The organism is Georgenia wutianyii, from assembly GCF_006349365.1.
GTDB classification, from domain to species: Bacteria; Actinomycetota; Actinomycetes; order Actinomycetales; family Actinomycetaceae; genus Oceanitalea; species Oceanitalea wutianyii.
Genome location: NZ_CP040899.1, coordinates 2,807,072 through 2,833,370, shown reverse-complemented (window position 1 = coordinate 2,833,370; position 26,299 = coordinate 2,807,072). Strand labels below are relative to the sequence as shown.

Annotated in this window: 26 protein-coding genes; 12 read left to right on the top strand and 14 right to left on the bottom strand. The window is 74.5% G+C overall.

Annotated elements, in window-relative coordinates:
- Positions 1-52: 52 nt before the first annotated feature.
- Positions 53-688 carry an O-methyltransferase gene (locus FE251_RS12505; protein ID WP_139071689.1) on the bottom strand — a complete coding sequence of 212 codons (636 nt, stop codon included), beginning with the start codon at positions 686-688 and terminating at the stop codon, positions 53-55.
- 128 nt (positions 689-816) lie between these two features.
- On the opposite strand from FE251_RS12505, the gene sigE reads away from it, so the two are divergent.
- From sigE to FE251_RS12485, 4 genes are read left to right on the top strand one after another with little or no spacing between them, the layout of a single operon-like run.
- Positions 817-1,368, top strand: a complete 552-nt coding sequence (sigE, locus tag FE251_RS12500) for an RNA polymerase sigma factor SigE (protein ID WP_139071674.1) — start codon at positions 817-819, stop codon at positions 1,366-1,368.
- Positions 1,365-2,210 carry an anti-sigma factor family protein gene (locus FE251_RS12495; RefSeq protein WP_139948957.1) on the top strand — a complete coding sequence of 282 codons (846 nt, stop codon included), beginning with the start codon at positions 1,365-1,367 and terminating at the stop codon, positions 2,208-2,210. The genes sigE and FE251_RS12495 overlap by 4 nt, the downstream gene beginning before the upstream one ends.
- A gap of 37 nt (positions 2,211-2,247) precedes the next feature.
- Positions 2,248-4,101, top strand: a complete 1,854-nt coding sequence (locus FE251_RS12490) for a trypsin-like peptidase domain-containing protein (protein ID WP_223147540.1) — start codon at positions 2,248-2,250, stop codon at positions 4,099-4,101.
- A 20-nt stretch (positions 4,102-4,121) separates the two neighbouring features.
- Positions 4,122-4,436, top strand: a complete 315-nt coding sequence (locus tag FE251_RS12485; protein WP_139948956.1) for a twin-arginine translocase TatA/TatE family subunit — start codon at positions 4,122-4,124, stop codon at positions 4,434-4,436.
- A 3-nt stretch (positions 4,437-4,439) separates the two neighbouring features.
- Here FE251_RS12485 and FE251_RS12480 read toward each other — a convergent pair whose 3' ends face one another.
- The 3 genes from FE251_RS12480 to FE251_RS12470 form a co-directional block, all read right to left on the bottom strand.
- Positions 4,440-5,573: an Mrp/NBP35 family ATP-binding protein gene (locus tag FE251_RS12480; protein WP_139072535.1), complete on the bottom strand. Its 1,134-nt coding sequence runs from the start codon at positions 5,571-5,573 to the stop codon at positions 4,440-4,442.
- 87 nt (positions 5,574-5,660) lie between these two features.
- Positions 5,661-6,155, bottom strand: coding sequence for a DUF1003 domain-containing protein (locus tag FE251_RS12475; protein WP_139072534.1), 495 nt, complete (start codon positions 6,153-6,155; stop codon positions 5,661-5,663).
- On the bottom strand, positions 6,148-7,446 hold the full coding sequence (locus FE251_RS12470; protein WP_139072533.1) for a magnesium transporter MgtE N-terminal domain-containing protein: 1,299 nt from the start codon (positions 7,444-7,446) through the stop codon (positions 6,148-6,150). The genes FE251_RS12475 and FE251_RS12470 overlap by 8 nt, the downstream gene beginning before the upstream one ends.
- A 95-nt stretch (positions 7,447-7,541) precedes the next feature.
- Here FE251_RS12470 and FE251_RS12465 point away from each other — a divergent pair, with 95 nt between their 5' ends.
- Both FE251_RS12465 and FE251_RS12460 read left to right on the top strand, forming a co-directional pair.
- The gene (locus tag FE251_RS12465) at positions 7,542-8,318 is read left to right on the top strand and encodes a general stress protein (protein ID WP_139072532.1); all 777 of its coding nucleotides are present in this window, start codon (positions 7,542-7,544) and stop codon (positions 8,316-8,318) included.
- Complete coding sequence (locus tag FE251_RS12460; protein ID WP_139072531.1) at positions 8,315-9,118, top strand: sugar phosphate isomerase/epimerase family protein; 804 nt, start codon at positions 8,315-8,317, stop codon at positions 9,116-9,118. Before FE251_RS12465 ends, FE251_RS12460 begins: the two co-directional genes overlap by 4 nt.
- 3 nt (positions 9,119-9,121) lie before the next feature.
- On the opposite strand, the gene FE251_RS12455 is transcribed toward FE251_RS12460, so the two are convergent.
- Positions 9,122-10,444, bottom strand: coding sequence for an APC family permease (locus tag FE251_RS12455; RefSeq protein WP_139072530.1), 1,323 nt, complete (start codon positions 10,442-10,444; stop codon positions 9,122-9,124).
- 96 nt (positions 10,445-10,540) lie between these two features.
- Here FE251_RS12455 and FE251_RS15580 point away from each other — a divergent pair, with 96 nt between their 5' ends.
- The 3 genes from FE251_RS15580 to FE251_RS12445 are packed head-to-tail and all read left to right on the top strand — an operon-like array spanning position 10,541 to position 13,540.
- Complete coding sequence (locus FE251_RS15580; protein ID WP_168202732.1) at positions 10,541-10,693, top strand: hypothetical protein; 153 nt, start codon at positions 10,541-10,543, stop codon at positions 10,691-10,693.
- Position 10,694: 1 nt separating this feature from the next.
- On the top strand, positions 10,695-11,918 hold the full coding sequence (locus FE251_RS12450) for a zinc-dependent alcohol dehydrogenase (RefSeq protein WP_139072529.1): 1,224 nt from the start codon (positions 10,695-10,697) through the stop codon (positions 11,916-11,918).
- Positions 11,915-13,540: an NAD-dependent epimerase/dehydratase family protein gene (locus FE251_RS12445; protein WP_139948955.1), complete on the top strand. Its 1,626-nt coding sequence runs from the start codon at positions 11,915-11,917 to the stop codon at positions 13,538-13,540. Before FE251_RS12450 ends, FE251_RS12445 begins: the two co-directional genes overlap by 4 nt.
- Before the next feature lie 45 nt (positions 13,541-13,585).
- Here the strand turns inward: FE251_RS12445 and FE251_RS12440 are convergent, their stop codons facing one another.
- On the bottom strand, positions 13,586-15,097 hold the full coding sequence (locus FE251_RS12440) for an aminopeptidase P family protein (protein ID WP_139948954.1): 1,512 nt from the start codon (positions 15,095-15,097) through the stop codon (positions 13,586-13,588).
- Between the two features lie 62 nt (positions 15,098-15,159).
- Between FE251_RS12440 and FE251_RS12435 the strand changes: the two genes are divergently transcribed.
- Positions 15,160-16,014: a PHP domain-containing protein gene (locus tag FE251_RS12435; RefSeq protein ID WP_139072527.1), complete on the top strand. Its 855-nt coding sequence runs from the start codon at positions 15,160-15,162 to the stop codon at positions 16,012-16,014.
- Positions 16,011-16,634 (top strand): MarC family protein, encoded by a 624-nt coding sequence (locus FE251_RS12430; RefSeq protein ID WP_139072526.1) that lies wholly within the window; start codon positions 16,011-16,013, stop codon positions 16,632-16,634. Before FE251_RS12435 ends, FE251_RS12430 begins: the two co-directional genes overlap by 4 nt.
- Positions 16,635-16,656: 22 nt before the next feature.
- On the opposite strand, the gene FE251_RS12425 is transcribed toward FE251_RS12430, so the two are convergent.
- The 7 genes from FE251_RS12425 to FE251_RS12390 all read right to left on the bottom strand — a co-directional run bounded on the left by FE251_RS12425 (position 16,657) and on the right by FE251_RS12390 (position 25,117).
- On the bottom strand, positions 16,657-17,694 hold the full coding sequence (locus tag FE251_RS12425) for a copper resistance D family protein (protein WP_168202731.1): 1,038 nt from the start codon (positions 17,692-17,694) through the stop codon (positions 16,657-16,659).
- A 346-nt stretch (positions 17,695-18,040) separates the two neighbouring features.
- Complete coding sequence (locus FE251_RS12420) at positions 18,041-19,708, bottom strand: DEAD/DEAH box helicase (RefSeq protein ID WP_139948953.1); 1,668 nt, start codon at positions 19,706-19,708, stop codon at positions 18,041-18,043.
- 572 nt (positions 19,709-20,280) lie between these two features.
- Positions 20,281-21,453, bottom strand: a complete 1,173-nt coding sequence (locus FE251_RS12410) for a neutral/alkaline non-lysosomal ceramidase N-terminal domain-containing protein (protein ID WP_139948951.1) — start codon at positions 21,451-21,453, stop codon at positions 20,281-20,283.
- On the bottom strand, positions 21,450-21,587 hold the full coding sequence (locus FE251_RS12405) for a hypothetical protein (RefSeq protein ID WP_179954758.1): 138 nt from the start codon (positions 21,585-21,587) through the stop codon (positions 21,450-21,452). The genes FE251_RS12410 and FE251_RS12405 overlap by 4 nt, the downstream gene beginning before the upstream one ends.
- Positions 21,580-22,341: a 6-phosphogluconolactonase gene (locus FE251_RS12400; RefSeq protein ID WP_139948950.1), complete on the bottom strand. Its 762-nt coding sequence runs from the start codon at positions 22,339-22,341 to the stop codon at positions 21,580-21,582. The genes FE251_RS12405 and FE251_RS12400 overlap by 8 nt, the downstream gene beginning before the upstream one ends.
- Positions 22,338-23,594: an AGE family epimerase/isomerase gene (locus FE251_RS12395; RefSeq protein WP_139948949.1), complete on the bottom strand. Its 1,257-nt coding sequence runs from the start codon at positions 23,592-23,594 to the stop codon at positions 22,338-22,340. The genes FE251_RS12400 and FE251_RS12395 overlap by 4 nt, the downstream gene beginning before the upstream one ends.
- A complete protein-coding gene (locus FE251_RS12390) occupies positions 23,594-25,117 on the bottom strand; it encodes a sodium:solute symporter family protein (protein WP_139948948.1) in 1,524 nt (507 codons plus the stop codon). Before FE251_RS12390 ends, FE251_RS12395 begins: the two co-directional genes overlap by 1 nt.
- A 148-nt stretch (positions 25,118-25,265) precedes the next feature.
- Between FE251_RS12390 and FE251_RS12385 the strand changes: the two genes are divergently transcribed.
- Positions 25,266-25,922, top strand: coding sequence for a ferritin-like fold-containing protein (locus FE251_RS12385; protein ID WP_168202729.1), 657 nt, complete (start codon positions 25,266-25,268; stop codon positions 25,920-25,922).
- Positions 25,923-25,997: 75 nt separating this feature from the next.
- Here the strand turns inward: FE251_RS12385 and FE251_RS12380 are convergent, their stop codons facing one another.
- Positions 25,998-26,219: a DUF3107 domain-containing protein gene (locus tag FE251_RS12380; protein WP_139072518.1), complete on the bottom strand. Its 222-nt coding sequence runs from the start codon at positions 26,217-26,219 to the stop codon at positions 25,998-26,000.
- Between the last annotated feature and the right edge of the window lie 80 nt (positions 26,220-26,299).

Sequence of the window (26,299 nt, the reverse complement as noted above, 5' to 3'; positions counted from 1 at the left end):
CCGGGTCCTCCCGGCGGGCGCTGCTCGCGTCCAGGGCCCGGTCGCGTGCGGGTCAGCCGCGCCGGACGGCGGTGAGCAGCCCGGTGCCCGTGGGCAGCAGGGCCGCGGTGAGCCGCTCGTCCCCGCGGACGGCCTTGCCCAGCTCGCGCATCGCCACGGTCGCCTCGTCGCGGCGCGCGGGGTCGGCGACCCTGTCGTGCCACAGCGTGTTCGTCACGGCGAGCACCCCGCCGACGCGGAGCATGCGCACCGCCTGCTGGACGTAGTCGGCGACGTCGGCCGGCTCGGCGTCGACGAGCACGAGGTCGTAGGCGCCGTCGGCCATCCGGGGCAGGACGTCCATCGCCCGGCCGGAGATGAGCCGGGTGCGCGCCGAGCGCACCCCGGCGGCGGTAAAGGCCTCGCGGGCCGCGCGCTGGTAGTCGGTGTCGACGTCGATGGTCGTGAGGACGCCGTCGGGCCGCATGCCGCCGAGCAGCCACAGGCCGCTCACGCCCGTGCCCGTGCCGATCTCGACGACGGCGCGCGCGCCGACGGCGGCGGCGAGCAGCCGCAGCGCCGCGCCCGTCCCCGGGCTGACGACGGGGGCGCCGAGCTCCTCGCCGCGGCGCCGGGCCGCGGCGGTGACGTCGTCCTCGGCGATGAACTCCTCGGTGTAGGCCCAGCTGAGGGCCTTCTCGGCAGCGATGGTGTGCCTCCAGGGGGTGGGCGACGGCGAGCGGGTGCCCCTGATCGTAGCGCCGCCGTGCCCGCTCCCAGGTGGTCCCCAGGTTCGCCTCGTATCCTGTCATCTACACCCGACGAGAGGCCGCCGCGATGACGACCGACGACGCCACCTGGACCACGCCGTCCTGGGAGGAGATCGTCAGGGACCACTCGGCCCGGGTCTACCGGCTGGCCTACCGGCTCACCGGCAACAAGGCCGACGCCGAGGACCTCACGCAGGAGACGTTCGTCCGGGTATTCCGCTCGCTGCACTCCTACCAGCCCGGGTCCTTCGAGGGCTGGCTGCACCGGATCACGACCAACCTCTTCCTCGACGGCGCCCGCAAGCGCTCGCGGGTGCGGGTCACCCAGCTCGGGGAGCAGGCGGAGGACCTGCCCGCCTCCCACGAGGAGCACGACCTGCACCGGCGCTTCGAGCACGGGCACGTGGACCCCGACGTCCAGGCCGCCCTCAGCGCGCTGCCCCCGAAGTACCGCGCGGCAGTCGTGCTGTGCGACGTCGAGGGGCTGTCCTACGAGGAGATCGCCGCGACGCTCGGGATCAAGATGGGCACCGTGCGCTCGCGGATCCACCGGGGGCGCGCCATGCTGCGCGACCAGCTCGCCCACCTGCGGCCCGGTGTCCGGGAGATGGCCGGATGAACCACCTGGGCAACCGCGTCGCCCCCCTCGTCGACGGCCAGCTCCCGGCGGCCGAGGCCGAGGCACTGCTCGGCCACGCCGCCGCCTGCCCGCGCTGCGCGTGGCTGCTCGCCGAGGAGCGGGCCTCGCGCGCCGTGCTCAGCGGCGCCCAGGACGTCGAGCCTGACCCGGGGCTCACCGAGCGGCTCCTCGCGCTGTCGCCCGGGCCGGCCGAGCAGCGCCGCGGGCGGCGCCGGGCCTTCCTCGTGGGCGCCGGCGTCGGGGCCGCGACCGGGGTGGCGGTCGTGGGGCTCGCCGTCGTCGGGGGTGTCGCGGAGACGCGCACCGACCCGAACGCGCTCGTCGCCGCGGTGAGCGGGGACGCGGGGGAGCGCCCCACGGAGCTGCCCGAGGGGCTGGGCACCGAGGAGGCGAGCGACGAGATCGTCGCGTGGCTCGCGGCCGAGGGGTGGAGCACGCCCGAGACGCTGCCGCACGGGATGCGCGTCGTCGACGTCGAGGTCTTCGACACCGAGCTGGGGGAGGTCCTCGAGCTCGAGCTCGCCGGGGCGATGGCGCACGTGCGTGTCCTGCAGCAGCGCGGCGTCCTCGCCCCCGACAGCGACACCACGGCGCTGCGGGCCGAGCTCGGCGGTGGCCACGAGGCCGTGCTCCTGCCGACCGGCGTCCACGACGTCGCCCTGCAGAGCGCCGACTGCGTCGTCGTCCTCCTCTCGGCGCCCGACGACGCAACCTTCAGCGACGCGATCCGCGGCGCCCTCCCGGCAGAGGGCTACGACACCTCGCTCGGCGCGCGGCTGGCCCGCGGCTGGGAGAGTGTGACGCGGTGGGTCGAGGGCTGACCGCCCGCGCAGCGTGAACAGGGAGGAGACTGTGCCCATGGACGAACGACCCGGCGAGCAGGAGCCCGGCTACCCGCCCGCGCCGGCGCCCCGCACCGAGCCCTACAGCGTGGACGACGAGCGTGAGCCCGTCGACGACGCCGCCCTCGAGGACGACGACCCCCAGGACGCCGCCCCCGAGGCCCCTGCCGGACCCGCCCTCGCCTCCCGCGACGACGCCGCCCCACGCCAGAGGCGACGTCTCGGGTGGCGCTCCCGCCGCGGCGCGCACCGGCCCGGCGCCACGCCGCCGCCGGCCGAGGGCTTCCCCTGGGCCGCGCCGGCCGACGCCGCGGCGCAGCAGCCCGCCGCAGGGGCGCAGGACCCGTGGCCGCCCGCCGGCGGGCAGCCGGCCGAGCACGGCTCGTGGGCACCGCGGCCCGAGGAGACGCCCGCACCGCAGCACCCGGCCGCCCCGTGGCCGGGGGACGCCCCCGGCGCCGAGCAGCAGGGGGCGCAGCAGCCCGCCTCCGAGCCGTGGCCGCGGACCGGCTCCGCCCTGCCCTGGTCCTCCCCGGCGGGCGGTGGCACGCCCGAGGAGGGTGCCCCCACCGACGCGACCACCGTCCACCCGACCACCGTCCACCCGACCGCCGACCACCCGACCCCCGCCCACCCGGCCGCAGCCGCGCCGGACGGCACGCAGCACGCCGCCCAGGCCGGACCGTGGCAGGCCTCCCAGCAGTGGCAGGCGCCCGGGCAGCCGTGGCACGGACCGGGGCAGTGGCCCGCCGGACCGGAGGGCGCCGGCCGGCGCCGTCGGCGCGGGACGGTGGGGACCGGCGTCGTCGTCCTCCTCGTCCTCGTCGCCCTGCTCGGCGGCGTCGTCCTCGGGGCCCTGGGCGCCCGGGCGCTGTGGCCCGCCCAGACCTCCGGCGCGCTGCCGCTGCCGAGCAGCCCGACGTCCACCGACCGCGCCCCGGAGTCGATCGCCGGGATCGCCGCGGCGGCGCTGGACAGCACCGTCTTCATCGAGGTCGTCAGCGGCACGAGCGCCTCCAGCGGCAGCGGCATGGTCCTGCGTGAGGACGGCTACCTCGTGACGAACAACCACGTCATCGCCGCGGCGGCCGACGGTGGCGGCCGGGTGGCGGTGACCTTCATCGACGGCACGCAGGAGCCGGCCGAGATCGTCGGCCGCACCGCCGACTACGACCTCGCCGTCCTCAAGGTCGACCTCGACGGCCTCACCCCGCTTCCCCTCGCCGACTCCGACTCCCTCGTCGTGGGGGACCCGGTCGTCGCCGTCGGCGCGCCGCTCGGCCTGGAGGGGACCGTGACGAGCGGGATCATCTCCGCGCTCAACCGGCCGGTGCAGGCCGGCGGCGACAGCGGCGGCACGTCGTTCATCAACGCGATCCAGACCGACGCCGCGATCAACCCCGGCAACTCCGGCGGGCCCCTCCTCAACACGGCGGGCGAGGTCATCGGCATCAACACGGCCATCGCCCAGGCGGGCGGCCGGCAGACCGGGAGCATCGGGCTCGGCTTCGCCATCCCGTCCAACCAGGTGCGCCGCACGGCCGAGCAGATCATCGAGACCGGCCGCGCCACCTACCCGGTCATCGGCGTCGCCCTCGACACCCGCTACACGGGCGAGGGCGTCCAGGTGCTCCAGGACGGCGCCGCCGACACCCCCGCGGTGACGCCCGGCGGTCCGGGCGACGAGGCCGGCATCGAGCCGGGCGACATCATCACCCACTTCGACGGCCAGCCCGTCACCACCCCCTCCGAGCTCATCGTCGCCGTGCGCTCGCGCGCGCCGGGCGACACGGTCGTGCTCACGGTGCGCACCGAGGACGGGCAGGAGCGCGAGGTCGAGGTCGTCCTCGACGAGGCCGACAGCGGCTGACGGCGAACTATCCTTGGGCCGTGCCGATCAACGGGTCCGAGCTCGCCGTCATCGCCCTGCTGGCGATCATCCTCGTCGGCCCCGAGCGCCTGCCCCAGTACGCGGAGCAGCTCGGCCGGCTGGTGCGCAACCTGCGCCAGCTCTCGGCGACGACGACGGAGCGGGTGCGTGCCGAGCTCGGCCCCGAGCTCGGCGACCTCGACCTGCGCTCCCTGGACCCGCGCCAGTACGACCCGCGCCGCATCGTGCGCGACGCGCTGCGAGAGGACGACGTGCGGCGCGCGACCGGCCGTGCACCGGCCGGCCGCGCGCCGTTCGACGACGAGGCGACCTGAGGGTCAGACCGGGCTGATGCCCAGCGAGCGGCCGGCCAGGCCGCGGGCGCGCCGGCTGAGCGTGCGGGCGATGCCGCGCAGCGCCTCGGCCGCGGGGGAGGTGTCGTCCAGGACGAACGGGCGGCCGGAGTCCCCGCCCTCGCGGAGCTTCATCTCCAGCGGGATCTGGCCGAGCACGGGCACCTCGTAGCCCAGGCCCGCGGTGAGGTTCTCGGCCACCTGGCGTCCGCCACCGGAGCCGAAGATCTCCATGCGGGTGCCGTCGGGCTGCTCGAGCCAGGACATGTTCTCGATGACGCCGACGACGTGCTGGTTGGTCTGCCCGGCGAGCGAGCCGGCCCGCTCGGCGACCTCGGCCGCCGCGCTCTGCGGGGTGGTGACGACGATGATCTCGGCGCCCGGCAGGAGCTGGCCGACCGAGATCGCGATGTCGCCGGTCCCGGGCGGCAGGTCGAGGAGGAGGACGTCGAGGTCGCCCCAGAAGACGTCGGCGAGGAACTGCTGCAGCGCGCGGTGGAGCATCGGGCCGCGCCAGACGATCGGGCGTCCGGGCGGGGCGAACATGCCGATGGAGATGACCTTCACGTCGCCGGCGACCGGCGGGAGGATCATGTCGTCGACCTTCGTCGGCGCGTGCTCCACACCGAGCATGCGGGGGATGGAGAAGCCGTAGATGTCGGCGTCCACGACGCCGACCTTGAGGCCGTCGGCGGCCATCGCCGCGGCGAGGTTGGCGGTCACCGAGGACTTGCCCACCCCGCCCTTGCCCGAGGTCACGGCGTAGACGCGGGTGAGGTTGCCCGGCTCGGAGAAGGGGATGGTCGGCTCGGCGACCCCGCCGCGCAGCTGGGAGCGCAGCTCCTTGCGCTGCTCCTCGCTCATGACACCCATGTCGACGCGGACGTCGCCGACGCCCTCGACGCGCTGGGCGGCGGCGGTGACCTCGTTGGTGATGGTCGTGCGCAGCGGGCAGCCCGCCGTCGTGAGGTCGATCCCGACGACGACGTCGCCGTCGTCGGCGACCTCGACGGAGCGGACCATCCCCAGCTCGGTGATGGGGCGGCGGATCTCGGGGTCGAGGACCTTGTCCAGCTCGCTACGGATCGCTTCGACGGTGGGGGCAGACATACCTCCCATGGTAGGTCGCCCCCGCATCGGGTCATACCGGGCCAAAGGTCCGGGTGGCTCGCGTCTCGCGCGTTTCCGGGAGGTGTCCGCCGTCCGCTACCTGGCGGGGTCGCGCTCCTCGTCCTGCTGGCGCAGCTCCTCGATGAGGTCACGCAGCTCCGAGCGCACGAAGTCGCGGGTGGCGACGTCGCCGAGGGCGAGGCGCAGCGAGGCCAGCTCCCGCGCGAGGTACTCGGTGTCCGCGAGGTTGCGCTCGGCGCGTCGGCGGTCCTGCTCGGCGGTCACCCGGTCCCGGTCGTCCTGCCGGTTCTGCGCCAGGAGGATGAGCGGCGCGGCGTAGGAGGCCTGGAGCGAGAGCATGAGCGTGAGCGCGGTGAAGCCCAGGGCCCCGGAGTCGAAGCGCAGGCTCTCCGGTCCCCACGTGTTCCACACCAGCCACACCGCGACGAAGACGGTGAGGTAGACGAGGAAGCGGGGGGTGCCGGTGAACCGGGCGATCCCCTCGGACACCGAGCCGACCATCTCGGAGTCGACCCGCGGGCGGCGCCAGCGGCGGCGGGGGTCGATCGGGGTGTCGAGCCGGTCAGCCATGGGCACTCCTCGTCATCGCGGTGTCGGTGTCCTCGGTGTCGGCGTCGCGCCAGTCCTCGGGCAGCAGGTGGTCCAGGACGTCGTCGACGCTCACCGCCCCGAGCAGGCGCCGCTCGTCGTCCACGACCGGCAGGGCGGTGAGGTTGTAGGTCGCGAGCAGCCGGGTGACCTTGCCGATCTCGTCGTGCGGGCCGAGGGACTCGATGTCGGCGTCGAGGATCGTCCCGAGCTGGACGGCGGGGGACTCGCGCAGCGCCTTCTGGATGTGGACGACGCCGACCAGCCGCCCGGTCGGGGTCTCCAGGGGCGGACGCACGACGAAGATCATCGTCGCCAGGGCGGGCGGGACGTCCACCCGGCGCGCGCTGGCGAGCGCGACCGCGACGGTCGACTCCGGCGGCAGGATGAGCGGCTCGGTGGTCATGAGACCGCCGGCGGTGCGCTCCTCGTAGCGCAGCAGGCGGCGCACGTCCTCGGCCTCCTCCGGCTCCATGAGGTCGAGCAGCGAGCGGGCGACGTCCGGCGGCAGCTCGTTGACGAGGTCGGCGGCGTCGTCGGGCTGCATGACGTCCAGGACGTCGGCGGCGCGGTGCGCGTCCATGCTCGAGACGATGGCGACCCGGTCGTCGTCGCTCAGCTCCTCCAGGACGTCGGCGAGGCGCTCGTCGGTGAGCTCGGCGGCGACCGCGAGCTGCCGGTCCACCGGCAGGTCGTGCATGACGTCGGCGACGTCGGCGGGCTTGAGGTCCTCGATGGTCGCGAGGAACGACGTCGCCGGCTGGGGCTCGCTGCCGCCCACGAGGTCGACGAGGTCGCCGACCTCGACGACCATCTGCTCCCCGCGCCGCCGGCGCAGGCCGCGCGTCTGCGTCGTGCGCGCGACGAAGAGCTGGGTGACGAGCCAGTCGCGGTTGCGCTGCTGCTCGATGGCGACGTCGGAGACGATGACGTCCCCGCTCCCGTCGGCGAGGGTGAGCCGCCGGTCGACGAGCTGGCCGAGGACGAGCGTCTCGCTCGCCCGCTGGGAGAAGCGGCGGATGTTGAGCAGCCCGGTGGTGATGACCGCCCCGCCGGAGATGCCCACGACCCGGGTGAGCGGCAGGAACACCCGCCGCTTGCCCGGCACCTCGACGACGAGCCCCACCGCGCGCGGCGGGTTCTTCGTCCGCAGGAGCACGACGACGTCGTGCACCTTGCCGACCGGGTCGCCGAGGGGGTCGAAGACGGGGGTCCCCGCCAGTCGGCCGACGAAGACGCGGCTGGGTGCCGACCTGCTCACTGGAGTACTCACGCGGCCAGCCTAGAAGCAACGACGAGGACGTGCTGCGGGGCCGACGCGCGGGGACGTGCGTAGCGACGGCGTCGCGGAGGAGAGACAATCGGGCCATGGCCTTCAGCAGCAGCAGGGGCGGGGTCCCGACGACCCCCACCCTGCCCACCGGTGTGCAGATCGCGTCATTCGACACCTACCTCGAGGCACAGCGTGCCGTCGACCTCCTGTCCGACAAGGAGTTCGAGGTCCAGCGCACGACGATCGTCGGAACCGACCTGCGCATGGTCGAGCGCATCACCGGTCGCCTGTCCTACCCGCGGGTCGCGCTCGCGGGCGCCATGTCCGGCGCGTGGTTCGGCCTGTTCGTCGGCCTGCTCTTCGGGCTGATGTCCGACGGGCCCATCCTCGTCATGCTCCTTCCGGCGCTCGTCATCGGTGCCGCCTTCGGGATGCTCTTCGGGCTCGTGTCCTACGCCTTCACCGGCGGCAAGCGGGACTTCACCTCCTCCAGCCAGGTCGTCGCCGGCAGGTACGCGCTGCTGTGCGAGCAGAGCCGGGTGGGGGAGGCGGTGCGCCTGCTCGGCGAGGCGGGGATCCGCACCCGGGTCGGTGGCCCCGGCCCGACCCAGCCCGTGAGTGGGCCCACCACGGCGCAGCCCGTCGGGGCGCCGCCGTGGAGCGAGCCCCAGCAGCCCCAGCAGGCAGGTCCGCCGCCGGCCGCGCCGCCCGGCGGTCCCGGCGCGGGGCAGCCGCCCGCCGGTGAGCAGCCCGCGGAGACGACCGTCCCCGCCGCCCCGACCTTCCGGCCGTGGGAGGACGAGCACGGCAACCCCCGGTACGGACGCCGGCTCCCGCAGCGACCGACGGACGGTGAGGAGAACCCTTCATGAGGGTTCCGCCTGTCCTCCTGTCGACGTCGTCGTGCTACCCGAGCAGCACCGAGGAGTCCTTCGCCGCGGCCGCCCGCATCGGCTACGACGGCCTCGAGGTCATGGTCTGGAAGTGGCCGGAGACCCGTGACGCCCAGGCGCTGCGCGCGCTGTCGGAGACCTACGGCCTGCCCGTCCTGGCGATCCACTCCCCGACGCTCCTGCTCACCCAGCGGGTGTGGGGCTCGGACGCGTGGGGCAAGATCGACCGCTCGGTGGCGCTCGCGGAGGGCGTCGGCGCGGAGGTCGTCGTCGTCCACCCGCCCTTCCGGTGGCAGCGCGAGTACGCGAGCGGCTTCGTCGAGGGGATCGCGCGACGCCAGGCCCGCACCGACGTGCGGATCGCGGTGGAGAACATGTTCCCGTGGAAGGCGCGCGCCAAGGACGACAGCCGGACCAAGGAGCGCCACGCCTACCTGCCGCACTGGAACCCGCTCGGGCTGGACTACGAGTACGTGACCCTCGACCTGTCGCACGCCGGCATCGCCGGGCAGGACTCCCTCGAGGTGGCGCACCAGCTCGGCCCGCGCCTCGGGCACATCCACCTCACCGACTCCACCGGGTCCAACCGCGACGAGCACCTCGCTCCCGGCCGGGGCTCCCAGCCGTGCCGAGAGCTGCTCGCCGAGCTGCCCGGCCTCGGTTTCACCGGCTCGATCGCCGTCGAGGTGACGACCCGCAAGATGGGTCCCGCGCAGCGGGAGGCGGCGCTCGTGGAGTCGCTCGCCTTCGCCCGGGAGAACCTCCCCAGCTTCGCCTGAGGGCTAGGTGTGCCGGCGGGGCGTGAGGCTCCCGAAGCGGACGGTGAGCAGGTAGAGCACCGCGCCGAGCAGGAGCATCCCGAGCCCGAGCAGCCACACCTGCAGCGACTGCTGGCTCAGCAGCACGCCGCACGTGACGAGCGCGAGCACCGGCAGCACCCGCGGGGTGCGGAAGTGGGCGTGCCCGACCCGGTCCTTGCGCAGCACGAGCACGGCGAGGTTCGTGCTGACGAAGACGACGAGCAGGAGCAGCACGACGGTCTCGGCGAGCATGCCGAGGTCCCCGACGAGGGTGAGGGCGGCGGCCACGGCCGTCGTCACGACGATCGCGAGCCACGGGGTGCGCCGCTGGGGGAGCACGGCGGTGAGCGCCGCGGGGAGCAGTCCCTCGTCGGCCATGCCGTAGGCGAGCCGGCTGGCCATGATCATCGTGAGGAGCGCGCCGTTGGCGACGGCGACGAGCGCGACGGCCGAGAACGCCCAGTCCGGCACCCCGACGCCGGTGGTGCGCACGACGTCGAGCAGAGGGCTCTCGGACCCGGCGAGGTCGCCCGTCGGCACGACGAGCGCCGAGCCGAGCCCGATGAGGGCGTAGACGACGCCGGCGACCCCGAGCGCGGCGAACAGCGCCCGCGGGTAGACCCGGCTGACGTCCTGGACCTCCTCGGCGACGTTCGCCGACACCTCGAAGCCGACGAAGGAGTAGAACGCGAGCAGCGCGCCGCCGAGGACCGCCGAGCCGGCGCCCGTCCCCGGAGGCAGGTCGGTGAGCCGCGACGCCTCGCCCGCACCCCCGGCCACGGCTATCCCGACGACGACGACGACGAGGACGAGGCCGGAGACCTCGATGATCGTCATCGCGACGTTCGAGCGGACCGACTCACGGATGCCCCGCGCGTTGAGCAGGGCGAGCAGGACGAGGAACACCGGGGCGGCGAGCGCGGCCGGGACGTCGAGGAAGACGCCGAGGTAGTCGCCGGTGAACGCGATGGCCAGGCCGGCGGCGCTGGTGACCCCGGCCGCGAGCATGGAGAAGCCGACGACGAAGGAGACGACCGGCCGCTTGAAGGCGCGCTGGGCGAAGACGGCCGCGCCCCCGGCCTTGGGGTACTTCGTCACGAGCTCGGCGTAGCTCGCGGCGGTGAGCAGCGCCATGACGAGCGCGAGCACGAGGGGCGCCCACATGAGCCCGCCGGAGCGCTGGGACAGCTCGCCGGTGAGCGCGTACACCCCCGCCCCCAGGACGTCGCCGAGGATGAAGAGGAACAGGAGCCAGGGGGTGATGCGACGCGCGAGGCGCGTGCTGTCCACGGAGTCGACGGCCATCGGCACAGGATCGGGGTGCCGGGCCGTGGCGGCAACCGGTGAGCCAGGTCACCACCTCCGGGTGCGGGCGCCCGGGCCCGGTGCCATGGTGGCGCCATGAGCGAGAACACGACGAACCCGTCCGAGAAGCCCTACGACCCGGCCGAGGACCCCGACGCCGACCCGAAGCAGCTCGAGCACGAGGAGCCCTTCGACCAGCCCTCCCAGGCGGAGGGCGAGGACACCCCCGAGGCCGGGAGCCCGCGCTGACGTGCGGGCGCTGACCTGGCAGGGGCGCGAGGACGTCCGCGTCGAGGACGTCGCCGACCCTCGGATCGAGAGGCCCACCGACGCCGTCATCCGCATCACCTCCTCCGCCATCTGCGGCTCCGACCTGCACCTGTACAGCGTGCTCGGTCCGTTCCTCACCCCCGGTGACGTCCTGGGGCACGAGCCCATGGGCGTCGTCGAGGAGGTCGGCTCCGAGGTGACGTCCCTGCGGCCCGGGGACCGCGTCGTCGTGCCGTTCGTCATCGCGTGCGGCCGGTGCTGGATGTGCAGCCGCGGGCTGCAGTCCCAGTGCGAGACCACGCAGGTGCACGAGCACGGCAAGGGCGCCTCGCTCTTCGGGTACACGATGCTCTACGGGCAGGTCCCGGGCGGGCAGGCGGAGTACCTGCGGGTGCCGTTCGCCGACGTCGGCCCCGTCGTCGTCCCCGACGACGGCGAGCCCGACGAGCGCTACCTCTACCTCTCCGACGTCGTCCCCACGGCGTGGCAGGGCGTGGAGTACGCCCAGGTGCCGCCGGGCGGGACGGTCGTCGTCCTCGGGCTCGGGCCGATCGGGCAGATGTGCGCCCGCATCGCCCTGCACCGCGGCGCCGGGCAGGTCATCGGCGTCGACCTCGTGCCCGAGCGGCTGGAGATGGCCCGCCGGCACGGCGTGCTCACCATCGACATGCGCGGGGTGGACGACGTCGCCGAGGCCGTCCGCGAGCTCACCTCGGGCCGCGGGGCCGACTCCGTCATCGACGCCGTCGGCATGGAGGCGCACGGCTCGCCCGTCGCCGCCGGCATCCAGGCCGGTGCCGGGCTGCTGCCCGACGCCCTCGCCCGCCCGCTGTTCACCAAGGCCGGCGTCGACCGGCTCGCCGCGCTCCACACCGCGATCGACGTCGTGCGCCGCGGCGGGACCATCTCGCTGTCCGGCGTCTACGGCGGCGCCCAGGACCCGATGCCGATGCTCGAGATGTTCGACAAGCAGGTGACGATGCGGATGGGTCAGGCGAACGTCCACCGCTGGATCGAGGACCTCCTGCCGCTCGTCAGCGACCCGGCCGACCCGCTCGGGGTGCTCGACCTGCGCACCCACCGGATCGCGCTCGAGGACGCCCCGCGCGGGTACGACATCTTCCAGCGCAAGGACGACGGGGCGATCAAGGTGGTCCTCGACCCCGCGATGGCCCCCTCCGGCGGGGACGAGGCGGCCCGGTGAGGGTCGCGGTCGTCGGCGCGAGCGGCAACGCGGGCACCGCCCTGCTCCACGCCCTGCGCGGCGAGCGGGGCATCGAGGTCGTCGGCATCTCCCGGCGGGCGCCGGACTCCACCGCCGAGCCGTACGACACGGTCGTGCGGTGGGAGCAGGTCGACATCGCCACCCCCGTCGCGCTCGCGGAGGGGGAGGACTTCGTCGTCGACCGGCTCGCCGAGGCGTTCGAGGGGGCCGACGCCGTCGTCCACCTCGCCTGGCTCATCCAGCCCAACCGGCAGCGCGAGGTCCTGCGGCGCGCCAACGTCGACGGCACCCGTCGCGTCGTCGAGGCGTGCCGCCGCGCCGGGGTGGGGCACCTCGTCGTCGCCTCCTCGGTGGGGGCCTACTCCCCGGTGACCGACGACGAGCCGCGCGAGGAGTCCTGGCCCACCCACGGCAGCGCACCGACCTCGCACTACGCGGTCGACAAGGCCGCCCAGGAGCGGGTGCTCGACGAGGCCGAGGAGGCCGGGCTGGCCGTGGCGCGGGTGCGCCCGGCGCTCATCTTCGACGCCGACGCCGGGGCGGAGATCCTCCGGCTGTTCGTCGGCGCGCTCGTGCCCCCCGGGATGCTGCGGCCCGGCGCCCTGCCGGCGCTGCCGCTGCCCGCGGGGCTGCGCCTCCAGGTGGTCCACGGCGACGACCTCGCCGACGTCTACCGCCGGATCCTGCTCCAGCGGGCGACCGGCGCGTTCAACGTCGCGACCGACCCGGTGCTGCGCGGCCAGGACCTCGCCGACGTCCTCGACCACGGCCGGGTGCTGCCCGTGCCGGTCTCGGTGCTGCGCCCGATGGTCTCCCTCGCGTGGCAGGCCCACGCCGTCGCCGCCGACCCCGGCTGGCTCGACATGGCCCTTCGCGTGCCGGTGATGGACGCCTCGCGCGCCCGGCGCGAGCTCGGCTGGGAGCCGCGGGTGGGGGCGCAGGACGCGCTGCGCGAGCTGCTCGTCGGCATGGCCGAGGGGCAGGGCACCGCGAGCCCCCCGCTGCGCCCGCGGGAGAGCTGGCCGCGCGACCAGCAGCCCCCGGGTGCCGTGCACCCCGACGGGCTGCTCGGGCGCGAGGACGACTCCCCGGCCCACCGTGTGCCGGCCCACCTGGAGCGCGACATCCTCGGGCTCTACCTGTCCGACCACCTCACCGGCGCGACCGCGGGCCTGGAGCGCGCCGAGCGGATGTCCGCCGCCTACGCCGACACCGATGTGGGGGAGGACCTCGAGCGGGTCGCGCTGGAGATCCGTGAGGAGCGCGAGCTGCTCAAGGACCTCATCGACTCCCTCGAGCTGCGCCGTCGGCCCTACCGTCAGGCGGCCGCGTGGCTCGCCGAGAAGGCCGGCCGGCTCAAGGTCAACGAGCGGCCCGAGGGCTCACCGCTGACGCCGCTGCTCGAGTCCGAGCTCATGCGCAGCGCCGTCATGGGCAAGCTCGGGCTGTGGCAGGTGCTCACCGAGCTGTCCGACGACCTCGGGCTGCCCGCGCCGCTGTTCGAGGCGCTCGCCCGGCAGGCGCGCGACCAGGCCGCCACCTACGAGCGGGTGCACCAGCACATCGTCGGGGAGGTCTTCCGCGACGGTCACGTCGACTGACCGACCGCGGCCGCCCACGGCGGGCGGCCGCCGGTCAGCCGCAGGTCAGCCGCGCAGGCTCGCCATCCACGCCTCGACGTCCTCCACGCGGCGCGGGAGCGCGGCGCTGAGGTTCTCCACGGTGCCGTCCGCGCGGACGAGGACGTCGTCCTCGATGCGCACGCCGATGCCGCGCAGCTCCTCGGGGACGGTGAGGTCGTCGGCCCGGAAGTACAGACCGGGCTCGATGGTGAAGACCATGCCCGGCTCGAGCTCGGCGTCGAGGTACATCTCCCGGCGCGCCTGGGCGCAGTCGTGGACGTCGATGCCCAGGTGGTGGCTCGTGCCGTGCACCATCCAGCGGCGGTGGAACTGGCCCTCCTCGGCGAGGGACTCCTCGGCCGTGCCGGGCAGCAGGCCCCACGACTCCAGCCGGGCGGCGAGCACCTCCATCGCGGCGGCGTGGACGTCACGGAAGCGTGCCCCGGGCTGCCCGGCCCGCGCGAACGCGGCGTCCGCGGCGTCGAGCACGGCCTCGTAGACCTTGCGCTGGGCGGCGGTGAACACGCCGTCGACCGGGATGGTGCGGGTGATGTCGGCCGTGTAGAGCGAGTCGACCTCGACGCCCGCGTCGATCAGGACGAGGTCCCCGGGGCGCACGGCGCCGTCGTTGCGGATCCAGTGCAGGGTGTTCGCGTGGTTGCCCGAGGCGGCGATCGTGTCGTAGCCGACGGCGTTGCCCTCCTCGCGGGCACGGGCGCCGAAGACGCCCTCGATGACGCGCTCGCCGCGCTCGTGCTCGACCGCCCGGGGCAGCGCGCGGACGATGTCGGCGAAGCCCTCGGCGGTCGCGGCGACGGCCTTGCGCATCTCGGCGACCTCGAAGTCGTCCTTGCGCAGCCGCAGCTCCGACAGCGCCTCGGCGAGCCGCGCGTCGGCGGCCTCGGTCTCCTCCTGCCCGCGGCGGGCGGACTCGACCTGCGCCTCGACGGCGGCGTCCACGCCGCGCACGACGCGCAGCTGGACCCCACCGGGGCCCGCGTCCTTGGCGAGCTCGTCGCCCAGGGAGTCGATGTGGGCGGTGCGCAGCCCGGTGAGCGCGGCGACCTCCTCCAGGCTCGGCCGCTGGCCCACCCACAGCTCCCCGTAGCGGGCGTCGGCGAAGAACTCCTCGGTGTCCTTGCCCGCGCGCGGGCGGAAGTAGAGCACCGCCTCGTGGGTGTCCTCGCCCTCGGCGACCGGGTGGAGGACGAGGACGGCGTCGGGCTCCTCGTCGGTGCCCAGGCCGGTGAGGTGGGCGAAGGCCGAGTTCGGCCGGAAGCGGTAGTCGGTGTCGTTGGACCGCGTGACGAGCGTCCCCGCCGGCAGGACGAGGCGCTCACCGGGGAACAGGGCGCCCAGGCGCTCGCGGCGGGCGGCCGCGAACGGGGCCGCCGGGCTCTGCTCGGGGAGGGTCGGCTCCTGCTCCTGCCAGCCGGAGGCGATGAACGCGCGGAAGGCGGGGGAGGAGGGTCGCTGGGAGCGGTTGGAGCCACGCTCGCTCAGCGGCTGGCTCTCCGTGCTGTCCGTGTCCGTCATGTGCCCATCGTCGCACGCACGGGGGGCGTGCGGCCTGGGGGGAAGGGCCTACCCTGGAACCCGTGCCAGTCCGTCCGTTCGTCGACCTCCACGCCCACTCGAGCGTGTCCGACGGCACCGAGCCGCCCGCCCAGGTGATGGCCGCGGCGCGCGCGGCCGGGCTCGACGTCGTCGCCCTCACCGACCACGACACGTGGGACGGCTGGGACGAGGCCGCCGCCGCCGTCGGGCGCACCGGCGTCGCCCTCGTGCGCGGCGCGGAGATCTCGACGTCCGCCGGCGGCACGAGCGTCCACCTCCTGTCCTACCTCCACGACCCGCAGGCGCGCGGCCTCGGTGCCGCGGTCGCCCGGGCCCGGGAGTCCCGGCTCGGCCGGGCGCGCCGGATGGTCGAGCGCATCGCGCAGGACTTCGACCTCACGTGGGAGGAGGTCGAGCGGCGGCTCGAGCCCGGGGGCACGGTGGGCCGCCCGCACATCGCCGACGCGCTCGTCGACCGCGGCTACGTCGCCGACCGCTCGACCGCCTTCACCGAGCTCCTCGACACCCGCGGGCCCTACTACGTGCCCTACGACGCCCCCGACGTCATCGAGGCGATCGAGCTCGTCCGCCGCGCGGGCGGTGTGCCGGTCATGGCCCACCCGCGCGCGGGCTCGCGCGGCCGGGTCGTCGAGGACGAGGTCATCGCGCAGATGGCCGAGGCAGGCCTGGCCGGCCTCGAGGTCGACCATCGCGACCACGACGAGGGTGCCAAGGCCCAGCTGCGGGGCCTGGCCGCAGAGCTCGACCTGTTCGTCACCGGGTCGAGCGACTACCACGGCGCGGGCAAGCCGAACCGGCTGGGGGAGCACCTCACCGACCCGGACGTGCTCGCGCAGATCGAGAGCGAGGGGTACCTGCCCGTGCTGCGTCCGTGAGCGACCTGCTCGACGTCCCGCTCCTGGCGACGACGTTCTTCACGCTCTTCGTCATCATGGACCCCCCGGGGACCGTGCCGATCTTCCTCGCGCTCACCTCGACGAGCACCGCGAAGGAGCGCAAGCGCGCGGCACGCCAGGCGACGCTCGTCGCGCTCGGCGTCATCACGGCCTTCACCGTGCTCGGGCCCTACATCCTCGGCTTCCTCGGCATCTCGGTGCCCGCCCTCCAGCTGTCCGGCGGACTGCTGCTCCTCCTCGTCGCGATGGAGCTGCTCACCGGCAAGGCGGAGGAGCCCCAGCCCGCCGGCGGAGGCAAGGTCAACATCGCGCTCGTCCCGCTCGGCACGCCGCTGCTCGCCGGGCCCGGTGCGATCGTCGCCGCCATGCTCGCCGTCCAGGACGCCGACGGCCCGCCCGGGTGGATCGCGATCGCGCTCGCCGTCCTCGCCGTGCACGTGTGCCTGTGGCTGGCGATGCGCTTCTCGATCTACATCCACCGCATCCTCGGCGACGGCGGAACGACGCTCGTCACCCGGATCGCCGGTCTGCTCCTCGCGGCCATCGCCACCCAGCTCATGGCCGACGCCGTCTTCGCCTTCATCGACGCCCACGCCTGAGCCCGCGTCCTGCCCGGCCGCGTCAGACCGGGCTCTGCGAGACCAGGACCCCGGTGAGGGACAGGACGAGGAGCAGGGCCGTCGCCTCGACGCCGACCGTGCGGCGCAGCAGCGAGCGTGAGCCGCCCGCGGCGACCAGGGGCACGAGCCGGAAGCGGTTCCACGCCGCGACCGCGAGGACGCACGCGACCGTCGCCACCTTGGCGAGCAGGACGAGGCCGTAGCCGGTGGTGCCCAGCGCGGCCGGCTCGGGGAGGATCACCCAGGCGAGCACCGTCCCCGAGGCGGCGAGGGTGAGCACCAGCCAGGCGGCGGCGTCGGAGAAGCGTGCGACGGTGCGCGCCGCCGCGGGGGTCTCGACGCCCGCCGCGCGCAGCGTGAGGAGGAGGCCGAGCAGGCCGCCGAACCACACGCTCCCCGCGAGGACGTGGAGGAGGTCGCTGCCCACGACGAGCCACCCGGGGCCGAAGGAGCGCGTGTGCCCGGTGAGCGGCAGGGAGACGAGCGCGAGCACCACGCCGAGGAGGGGCACGACCCGCCCGCGGCCCGCGAGGGCGAGCGCGAGTCCACCGGCCCCGAGCGCCGTCGCCGCGCCGGTGCGCGAGGTGAGCGAGTGCCACAGCAGCTCGGGGTCGACGAACCCGGAGGGCCCGGCGCCGACGAGGCGCGCACCGGCGCTGACGAAGACGAGGAACAGGCCCACCAGCCCGACCGCGGCGAGCTGGGCCGTGGGGCGCAGGAGGCGCACCGGGGCAGCGCGGTCGAGGACGAGGAGGCGGAAGAGCACGAGCCCGCTCGCGCCGAGGATCCCGACGTACAGCAGCACCTGGCCGGTCTGGTCGACCGCGCGCACGACGTCCCACCCGCTGCCGTGCACCACCGTCCCGCCCGCGGCGGGCAGCGCCGCGTGGGCGTGCGCCGGGGCCACGAGGACCGCCGCGCACGCGAGGAGCACGGCGTGGAGCAGGGCGTGCGCGAGGAGCGCGGCGCGGGTGAGGAGCACGGCGTGCGGCGCCGGCCGGCGACCTCGCCGCACCGCGCCGGCCCTCTCCCCGGTCACCCGCACGAGGGCAGGCTAACCTCCGGTCCGACCGGTGCGGGCGAGCGTCCACGGTTTCTGCCACCAAGTCCGCGACACGCGCGCGACAACCGGTGCCGGGCGCCCTGTCGGGGCTGCGTACCGAACTTCGTGGCAGGTTTCGGCCGGGGTCGAGGCAGGCGCCGAGGTCGGTGCCGGTGGTGGGACCGCGGAGCGCCCGGACCGAGGCGACGCTGCGCCGGGCCGCATCCGTTTCCTGCCACCAACTCCGCGACACGCGCGCGACATGCCGGCGCCGGGCGCCCTGTCGGGGCCCGGCACCGGTTGTCGTGGCAGGTTCCGCGCGGGTCGACCGCGCGGGGAGGGCTCAGCCCTCGCTGGTGTCGTTCGTCGTGCGGCGACGACGACGGCGGCGCGGCTTGCCCTGGGCCTCGCCCGCGGTCGCGGCCTCGCTGCGCGGGGCCTCGCTGCGGCGGGCCTCGCCACCGCGGGCCTCACCGTTGCGGGCCTCGCGGCCACGGCTCTCGTGGCCACGGGTCTCGCCGCCGTCGCGACGGCCGGAGCCCTCGCGCGCGCCGCCGCGGTTGCCGCGGCCGGCGGACTTGCCGGTCTCGCCCAGGTCCTCGAGGGTCTCTGCACCCAGGCCCGCCCGGGTCCGCGCGCTGCGGGGCAGGCGGCCGGTCACCCCGGCGGGGATGCCCAGGTCGGAGTACAGGTGCGAGGAGGTGTGGTAGGTCTCCGGCGGCTCCTCGAGCCCGAGCCCGAGGGTCCGGTTGATGAGCCCCCAGCGCGGCATGTCGTCCCAGTCGACGAACGTGATCGCGGTGCCCGACTGACCCGCGCGGCCGGTGCGGCCGATGCGGTGGAGGTAGGTCTTCTCGTCCTCGGGGCACTGGTAGTTGACGACGTGGGTGACGTCGTCGACGTCGATGCCGCGCGCGGCGACGTCGGTGGCGACGAGGACGTCGACCTTCCCGGCGCGGAAGGCGCGCAGCGCCTGCTCACGGGCGCCCTGCCCGAGGTCGCCGTGGATGGCGGCGGAGGCGAAGCCGCGCTCGGCGAGCTCGTCGGCGACCTTCGCGGCGGTGCGCTTGGTCCGGGTGAAGACGATCGTCAGCCCGCGGCCCTCGGCCTGGAGGATGCGCGAGAGCATCTCGACCTTGTTGAGCGCGTGCGCGCGGTAGACGACCTGTCGCGTCGACTTGACCGTCTGGCCGTCGTCGTTCGGGTCCTGCGCGCGGATGTGCGTCGGGCGGCTCATGTAGCGGCGCGCGAGGGCCACGACGGCGCCGGGCATCGTCGCCGAGAAGAGCATGGTGTGCCGGGTCGCGGGGGTGCCGGCGAGGAGGGTCTCGACGTCGGGCAGGAAGCCGAGGTCGAGCATCTCGTCGGCCTCGTCGAGGACGACGGTGCGCACGCGCGAGAGGTCGAGGATGCGCTGCTTGAGCAGGTCGATCATGCGGCCCGGGGTGCCGACGACGACCTCGGCGCCCCGCTGGAGCGCCTCGACCTGCGGCTCGTAGGCGCGCCCGCCGTAGACCTGGACGACACGGAGGGTGGGGCGGCGGCGCGAGGCGGCCGCGAGGTCACCGGCGACCTGGGAGGCGAGCTCACGGGTGGGGACGACGACGAGCGCCTGGGGCTTGCCCTTGTCGGGCAGCTCGTCCCAGCCGTCCTCGCCGGGGGCGACGGTGTTCTGCAGCGCCGGGATGCCGAAGCCGAGGGTCTTGCCGGTGCCGGTCTTCGCCTGGCCGATGATGTCGTGGCGGCCGAGCGCGACGGGCAGGGTGAGCGCCTGGATCGGGAAGGGGTGGATGATCCCGCCGTCGGCGAGGGAGTCGACGATCGCCTGGTCGACGCCGAAGTCGGCGAAGGTGAGCTCGGGGGCGAGCGCCTCGTTGGACTCGTCGGTGATGTCGGTGTCGATCGTGGCGATGCCGGCGTCGTCGAGCGCGGCGCTGTCGGCCGCGGTGGAGACGTCGATCCTGTCGTCGCCGGCAGAGGGCGTGATGACGCCCGAGGAGGTGTCGGTCAAGAGTCGTACCTATCCGGTTGTGGCGGGGCGGCGAAGGCGCCGTCGGCACCGCCTGGTCGTGGCAGCCGATCGTGGGCATTCGCGCCGCGCGTCGCGGCAGGGCTCTGATACGTGACGACCGGTCAACCGTATGAACCGTGCCAGTGTAGCGCCCGGGCCGCCACGAGGGCTGTGAGACGGGACTCCGAGATCAGGTGGTCTCGCGCAGGCGCAGCGTCCCGTCGAAGAGCTCGCGGGTCTCGGCAGCGGAGTGGGGTCGGTCGACAGGAGCAGCTCGACGGCGCGGCGGACCCCCTCGGCGGAGGGGAGACGGACGGTGGAGCCGAGGGTGGGTCTCGATGGGCAGGGCGTCGTCGCAGCCCACGCAGGACGTCGCCGGGCACCGTGACGCCGCGGACGGCGAGCCCGCGCCCCGTGCTCAGGCGCGGGCGAGCCGGTTGGGGACTAGCCCATCTCGGCGGCCACCTCGCGCACCCGGGCCACGGTCTCGGGCAGCAGCAGGTCGGTTGAACGCGCGGGAGACGGTCGAGGGGGAGACCCCGAGCGCCTCGGCGACCTCGACGATCGTCGGGCTAGCCACCGCCGTCCTCCTCGAGGAGGCGGCGCACCGCGTCGTGGAGGATCTCGGCGGCCCCGGGGAGGAACGGGCCGGGCATGCCGTAGTAGCGGTACGCGTCACGGACCTCGTAACCGCCGTGCGCGTACTCCTCGGTCACCGGGAGGTAGCCCGGGACGCCGTCCGCGTAGCCGAGGACGACGGTCGGCCGGCCCGGGCGCAGGGCAACGATGCGCTCGGCGGTGGCGAGGAAGGGTTCACCGGGCAGCCCGACGACGCGCAACGGTCCGGCGGCGAGGACGGTCACCCGCCCGGTCCACGTCGGGTGGCCGTCGGCGTCGACGGGCAGCACGACCTCGGCCGACCTGAGCGAGACGCGGTCGGCGGGCAGGGGGTGGGTGGCCGACGCCGTGACGGCCGTGGCGAGCACGGTGCCGATGCGCCAGGCCTCGGCGAAGGTCCGCCGTCCGTCCCCGGTGGGGGTGAAGGACGACTCCGCGGAGTGTCCGGTGTTGACGTCCCCGGCGGCGCCGGTCGCGAACACGCACACGCTGCCCGGTGTGGCCTGCTCGACGAGGTCGCGGAGGACGCCCGGGTAGTCGGCGCTCACGAGCGTGTTGGCGCCGTCGAGGACCACCGGGTGGCACGGGTAGGTCACGAGCGTGAGGACGACGTCCCCCGGCACGCCGCCCTCGCCGGCGGCGCGGGCGTGCAGCGTCTGCACCGCCGGGTCGATGACCCGGTCGGGATGGCGGCGGTTGCGCGCGACGTCGACCCCGGTGGCCTGCCCGTACTCCAGCGTCGCCGGGACCTGGGCGCGGCGGGCGCGGTCGACGGCGGTCACGGCGGCGGCGACGACACGGTCGTGGACCGCGGCGTCGTGCTCCCCGGCGCGCCCGAGCCCGACGCACGGCCCGGAGTGGGTGTGGGTCGCCGTGACGACGACGTCCTCCAGGCCGAGGGCGCGGACGTGCCGGCGGACCTGCGCGCAGGACTCCTCGTGGAGGGTGCACACGTCCGCCGTGACGAGCGCGACGTCGTCGAGGACGACGGCGCGCACGCTCAGCGGGTCGTGGACGCCGGTGCTCGGGCCCAGTCGTGCGGCGAACCCTGCCATCGGCGTGCCGGCCGGGACGTCGACGAGCTCGACCGCCGCCCCGGCGCGCACGGTGCCCGGCCCGGAGGTCATGGGACGGGGTTCCCGCCCTGGACGACGTCGAGGACCTCGCCGGCCCGGAAGAAGACCTCCTGGCTCGCGAGGTCGGAGTGCCCGCCCGGCCCGTAGACGTGGACGAGGCGGTCCGCGGCGACGGGCTCAGCCACGGGAGGTCTCCGCGTCCGGCGCGGCGGCCGCGTCGACGTAGAGGTCGACGTCGGGGTGGAGCTTGAGCGCGGTGCCGGGGACCTCGGGGGTGGGGTCCAGCCCGAGGGTCCGGGTCACGGCGGCCCGCTTCGCGCCGCCCGGGACGGAGCACACGACGTGCGCGCTGTGGAGCAGCCGGGGGATGGTCACGGTGACGGCGCGCTCGGGGACGTCCTCGACCGTGGGGAAGTGGCCCTCGTCGGCCTGCTGCCGGCGGGAGACGGCGTCGAGCTCGACCACCCGTGCGGCGCGGGGGTCGGAGAAGTCGGCCGGTGGGTCGTTGAACGCGAGGTGGGCGTTGACCCCGAGCCCGCAGAGGAGGACGTCGAACGGCTCCTCGCCCATCGTCCGGGCGTACCCCGCGGCGGCCTCGTCCGCGGCCTGGTCCACCGGGATGCGGTGGAAGGTGGTCGGGCCGGGGAGCAGGGAGAGGAAGTTCGCCTCGAGCCAGTTGCCGAACCCCTGGCGGGCGTCGAGCGGCAGACCGACGTAGTCGTCCATGTGGAAGAAGGTGACCGCGCCGAAGTCGAGGTCCTGTGCCGCGGCGAGCGTCCGCAGGGTGTGCGCCTGGCTCGGGGCGGCGGCCAGCATGACGCGCGCGCTGCCCCTGGCTGCGAGCGCCTCACGCAGCAGGAGGGCCGCCCGGGTCCCGGCGGCGCTGCCCATCTCCTCGGGTGTGCCGTGCACGTGGAGACGGATCGGGTGCAGAGTCATGACGCTCCTTGCGGTGTCGTGCGGTTGAGGAAGATCAGTGCCCGGATGACGTGGAACGGGTCCTTGACGGGCAGGGCGACGACGGCGTTGAGCGGTGCACCGGACCGCTCCCGGATCTGCAGCCACTCCCCGTTCACGGCGTCGGGGAAGGTCTCCATCGTGTAGTCCGCGACGCGTTCGGCCCAGGCCGCCATGTCGGTGTCCCCGGTGAGGGAGGCGAGGAGGGCGGTGGCGTAGAGCGCCTCGGCGTGGACCCACCACAGCTTGGTGTCCCACGTGCCGGTGACCAGTGCCTCGTAGGGCGTCGGCTCGGGGCCGAGCAGGTCGCCGCGGGGCGGGCCGCCGTCCCGGTCGGTGTAGCGCAGGACCCCGCCCTCCTCGGCGTCCCAGCCGATGGCCAGGGCGGTGCGCGCGAGGGCGAGGTACCGCGCCGTGTCCGGGACCAGCCCGGCCTGCTGCTCGGCGTGCACGAGCATCCACAGCGCCTCGAGGAGGTGGCCCGGCGTGCGGTGGCGCGCGAGCATCGCCTCGTCGAGCCCGGCGCGCTCCGGGCGGAACTCGAACCACGTCGCGCGGTCGAGGAACTCCTCGTGCAGGGACGCGAGGGCACGGTCCCGCACCGCGGTGACGCGCTCCCAGTCCGCTGGGGCGGCCGCCGCCCCGGCGTCGCGCGCCCGGAGCAGCTCCGCGGCCGTGTGGAGGAGGTTCATCGGCCCGGCGAGGTCGCGGAACCCCGGTGGCACCGGGTACGGCGCGGTGAGCGCCGTACGGTCGAGGATCGCGGTCTCGGCGGTCGTGAGGATGGTCGTCGCGAGCCGGACCCACTCCGGCGGGGCGGAGGGGTCCACCCGTGCCGCCGCGCCGAGCCCGAGCGCGGCGAACAGGTCGGCGAAGACGCTCGCGGCGACCTCACCGTCCGGTCCGGTCAGCCGGCGCCCGTGCCGGTCGGTCCGGAACGCCGTGCGTCCCTCACCGACCGGCACGTGTGCGGCGAGGAAGCGCGCTGTGCCCGTGGCCCGTGCGGCCCACGCCTCGGCGTCGACGTCGAGGCGTCCCGCGCGGGCCTCCTCGGCGAGCTCCGCGCACAGCCAGGCCCACCGTCCCTGCGACCACGTGTACTTCTCCTGCGAGAGCAGCACACCGTCGTTGTCGAAGCAGGTGAACACCCCGCCCACCTCGTCGTCGAGGGCACGGCCCTGCCACCACGGCAGGACGTCCTGCTCGAGGTGCCGGCGCCAGCTGACCGTCTCCATCAGGCGCGCTCCGCCGTCGCGCGGTCCTGGTCCTCGATGTCGCGGTCGAGGGAGTCGATGAGCGCGTCGCTCTCCGGGGTGTTCTCGGGCTTGAGGTAGCCGATGACGATGAAGAGGACGAGGGAGACGAGGACGGGGCCGGCGACCGTGAAGGCCTGGGCCTGGTCGCCGAGCGACTCGATCCAGCCGGGCCACACGTACTTGTTGAGCGCGAAGACGATGAGGCCGGCGGCCCAGGAGATGAGGGCGGCGGAGGGGCCGGACCTCCGGAACCAGGGCAGGAGCCCGAGGAGCATCGGGATCGCGATGGGCCCGACGAGCGCGCCGAACCACGTGATGAGCAGGCCGAGGACGCCGCCGAAGCTGTCGGAGGTGAGCGCGATGCCCATGGAGAGCGCGATGAAGAGGAAGGTCGTGAGGCGGGCGACCCACAGCTCACGGGCCTCGGGGAGGAAGCCCCTGCCCTTGCGGAAGGCGGGGATGATGTCGCGCACGACGACCGAGGAGATCGCGTTCGCGTCGGACGCCGTCATCGCCATCGTGTGGGCGAACATGCCGGCAAGGACGAGGCCGACGAGGCCGGCCGGCAGGAGCGACTGCGCCATGATCGCGTAGGACTCCTCCGGGTTCGCGAGGTTCGGGAAGAGGATCGGCGCTGCCCACATCGGCACGAAGAGGACGAGCGGCCACAGCAGGTACAGGCCGCCGGACAGGATCATCGAGCGGCGCGCCTCACGGCCGTTCGGCGTGGAGATCATCCGCATCGCAAGGTTCCAGGTGCCGCCGTTGTAGGAGAGCGTGGCGATGACGCAGTACGCGAGGAAGAACCACATCGTCAGCGTGCCGTTGAACGGCTCGGAGTGGCCCGCCGGGAGCTGGTCCCACATGGTCCAGAGGGTCGAGACGCCGTCGAGCTTGACGAGGACGATGACGAACATCACGATGGCCGCGACGAACTGGATGACGAACTGGCCGAAGTCGGTGAGGACGTCGGCCCAGATGCCGCCGATCGTCGAGTAGAACATCGTCACGCCGCCGACGAGGAGGACGCCCCAGGCCAGCGGGATGCCGGCGAAGACGTTGAGCAGGATCGCCGAGGCGGTCCACTTCGCGGCGACGTCGAAGACCTTGAGCAGCGCCCCGGACCACGCGAGCACCTGCTCGGTGGGGAGGTTGAACCGCGTCGTGAGGTACTCGAGGGGCGAGATGATCCCCAGCTGCTGGCGCAGGCGCGGCCAGCGCGGGGCGAAGAGCCAGGCGCCGACGGCGCAGGCGACGGTGATGCTCAGCGCCCACCACACGTACACGGCGAAGCCGGTCGTGTAGGCGAGGGCCGCGTACCCGACGAAGACCGCGGCCGAGTAGCCGGACATGTGGTGCGAGATGCCCGTCAGCCACCACGGGATCTTCCCGTCGGCGACGTAGAAGTCCTTCGCGTTGGAGATCCGGCGCCTCGACCACATGCCGATCCACACCATGACGAGGAAGTAGCCGCCGACGACGGCCCAGTCCAAACCACCCACGTTGTCTCCTCATTGATCCAAAGTGACTCGTCCGGAAGGGCGGCTGCCGGTCCGGTGCCGGAGACGATGGCATGCAAGCGCTTGCATGACAAGTGTCACTCGAGGGCTCGCCCGGTGGTCACCCGTGGGCCGGACGTACGCTGGACGTATGCCGAACACCCCGCCCTCACCGCCACTGGACGGCCGCGAGGGGCCGGCGTCCGTCCTCGCCCTCCTCGGTGCGGGTGACCTCGTGGCCTTCTCCTGGCTGTCCGCCGACGCCGACCTCGCGCCCGCGCTCGGGGCACGCGAGTCGCTCGCCCGGGCGGCGGCCGAGCGGATGGGTCACTACGACGTGGTCGCGGCCATGCTGGACGAGGCCGTCGGCACGCACGAGGGGGTGACGCCCTACCTCGGGTTCCTCGAGGAGGTCGGCGGGCGCATGGAGGCCATGAGCTGGGAGGAGCAGCTGCTGCGCACCGCCGTCATGGGCGGGATGGTGCACGACCTCGGCGATGTCCTCGCGCAGCTGCTTCCTGCCGAGCAGCGCGAGCGCGTGATGCAGGGGGCGAGCGCGCCGGACGACGTCGTCATCGACCTCATGGCCGGGCGCCTCTCGCAGGACGAGCCGCTGCGCGCGCGACTGTCCCTGTGGGGCCGCCGGGTGGCGGGGGAGGCGCTGGCCGTGCTGCCCGCGGTCGTCGCGCAGATCGCCGACGCCGCCGGGGACCGGCGCGAGGCCGTCACGGCGCTCCAGGCGCCGGCTGCCGCGACGATGTCGAGCAGGCACGCCCAGCGGATGGAGCGGCTCGGTCTGGCTGCCTGAGCGGGCAGCTTCAGACCCGTCACCGACCGGCTGGCCCGCCCCGAGGACAGGGCCGTCCGGCCGGCAGCCGCTGGGTCAGATCCCGAAGCCGACGCGGCGGGGGGTCTCCGAGCCGAGGCGCACGTAACCGAGGGCCCCGCCGGGCACGAGGAGCTGGACGCCGTGCTCGTCGGTGAGCTCGAGCGCGGTGCCCGCGTCGAGCGCCGACCGGACCGTCTCCCGCAGCTCGTCCGCTGACAGCGGCGACTCGATCGTGATCTCGCGGGGGATGTCGCGCACGCCGATGGTGATCTCCAAGGTGGCTCCTTGCTGAGGCGGCCGGGGCCGCGGGGACTGGCAGTCGTCCCATCGTAGGCGGGCAGGGCTCGCGGGGCGGG

Excerpts from the sequence above, each read along its gene's own strand:
- sigE (WP_139071674.1), top strand. The coding sequence starts at position 817 with ATGACGACCGACGACGCCACCTGGACCACGCCGTCCTGGGAGGAGATC.
- FE251_RS12495 (WP_139948957.1), top strand. The coding sequence starts at position 1,365 with ATGAACCACCTGGGCAACCGCGTCGCCCCCCTCGTCGACGGCCAGCTC.
- FE251_RS12490 (WP_223147540.1), top strand. The coding sequence starts at position 2,248 with ATGGACGAACGACCCGGCGAGCAGGAGCCCGGCTACCCGCCCGCGCCG.
- FE251_RS12480 (WP_139072535.1), bottom strand. The coding sequence starts at position 5,573 with ATGGGAGGTATGTCTGCCCCCACCGTCGAAGCGATCCGTAGCGAGCTG.
- FE251_RS12475 (WP_139072534.1), bottom strand. The coding sequence starts at position 6,155 with ATGGCTGACCGGCTCGACACCCCGATCGACCCCCGCCGCCGCTGGCGC.
- FE251_RS12465 (WP_139072532.1), top strand. The coding sequence starts at position 7,542 with ATGGCCTTCAGCAGCAGCAGGGGCGGGGTCCCGACGACCCCCACCCTG.
- FE251_RS12460 (WP_139072531.1), top strand. The coding sequence starts at position 8,315 with ATGAGGGTTCCGCCTGTCCTCCTGTCGACGTCGTCGTGCTACCCGAGC.
- FE251_RS12455 (WP_139072530.1), bottom strand. The coding sequence starts at position 10,444 with ATGGCCGTCGACTCCGTGGACAGCACGCGCCTCGCGCGTCGCATCACC.
- FE251_RS15580 (WP_168202732.1), top strand. The coding sequence starts at position 10,541 with ATGAGCGAGAACACGACGAACCCGTCCGAGAAGCCCTACGACCCGGCC.
- FE251_RS12440 (WP_139948954.1), bottom strand. The coding sequence starts at position 15,097 with ATGACGGACACGGACAGCACGGAGAGCCAGCCGCTGAGCGAGCGTGGC.
- FE251_RS12410 (WP_139948951.1), bottom strand. The coding sequence starts at position 21,453 with ATGACCTCCGGGCCGGGCACCGTGCGCGCCGGGGCGGCGGTCGAGCTC.
- FE251_RS12400 (WP_139948950.1), bottom strand. The coding sequence starts at position 22,341 with ATGACTCTGCACCCGATCCGTCTCCACGTGCACGGCACACCCGAGGAG.
- FE251_RS12395 (WP_139948949.1), bottom strand. The coding sequence starts at position 23,594 with ATGGAGACGGTCAGCTGGCGCCGGCACCTCGAGCAGGACGTCCTGCCG.
- FE251_RS12385 (WP_168202729.1), top strand. The coding sequence starts at position 25,266 with ATGCCGAACACCCCGCCCTCACCGCCACTGGACGGCCGCGAGGGGCCG.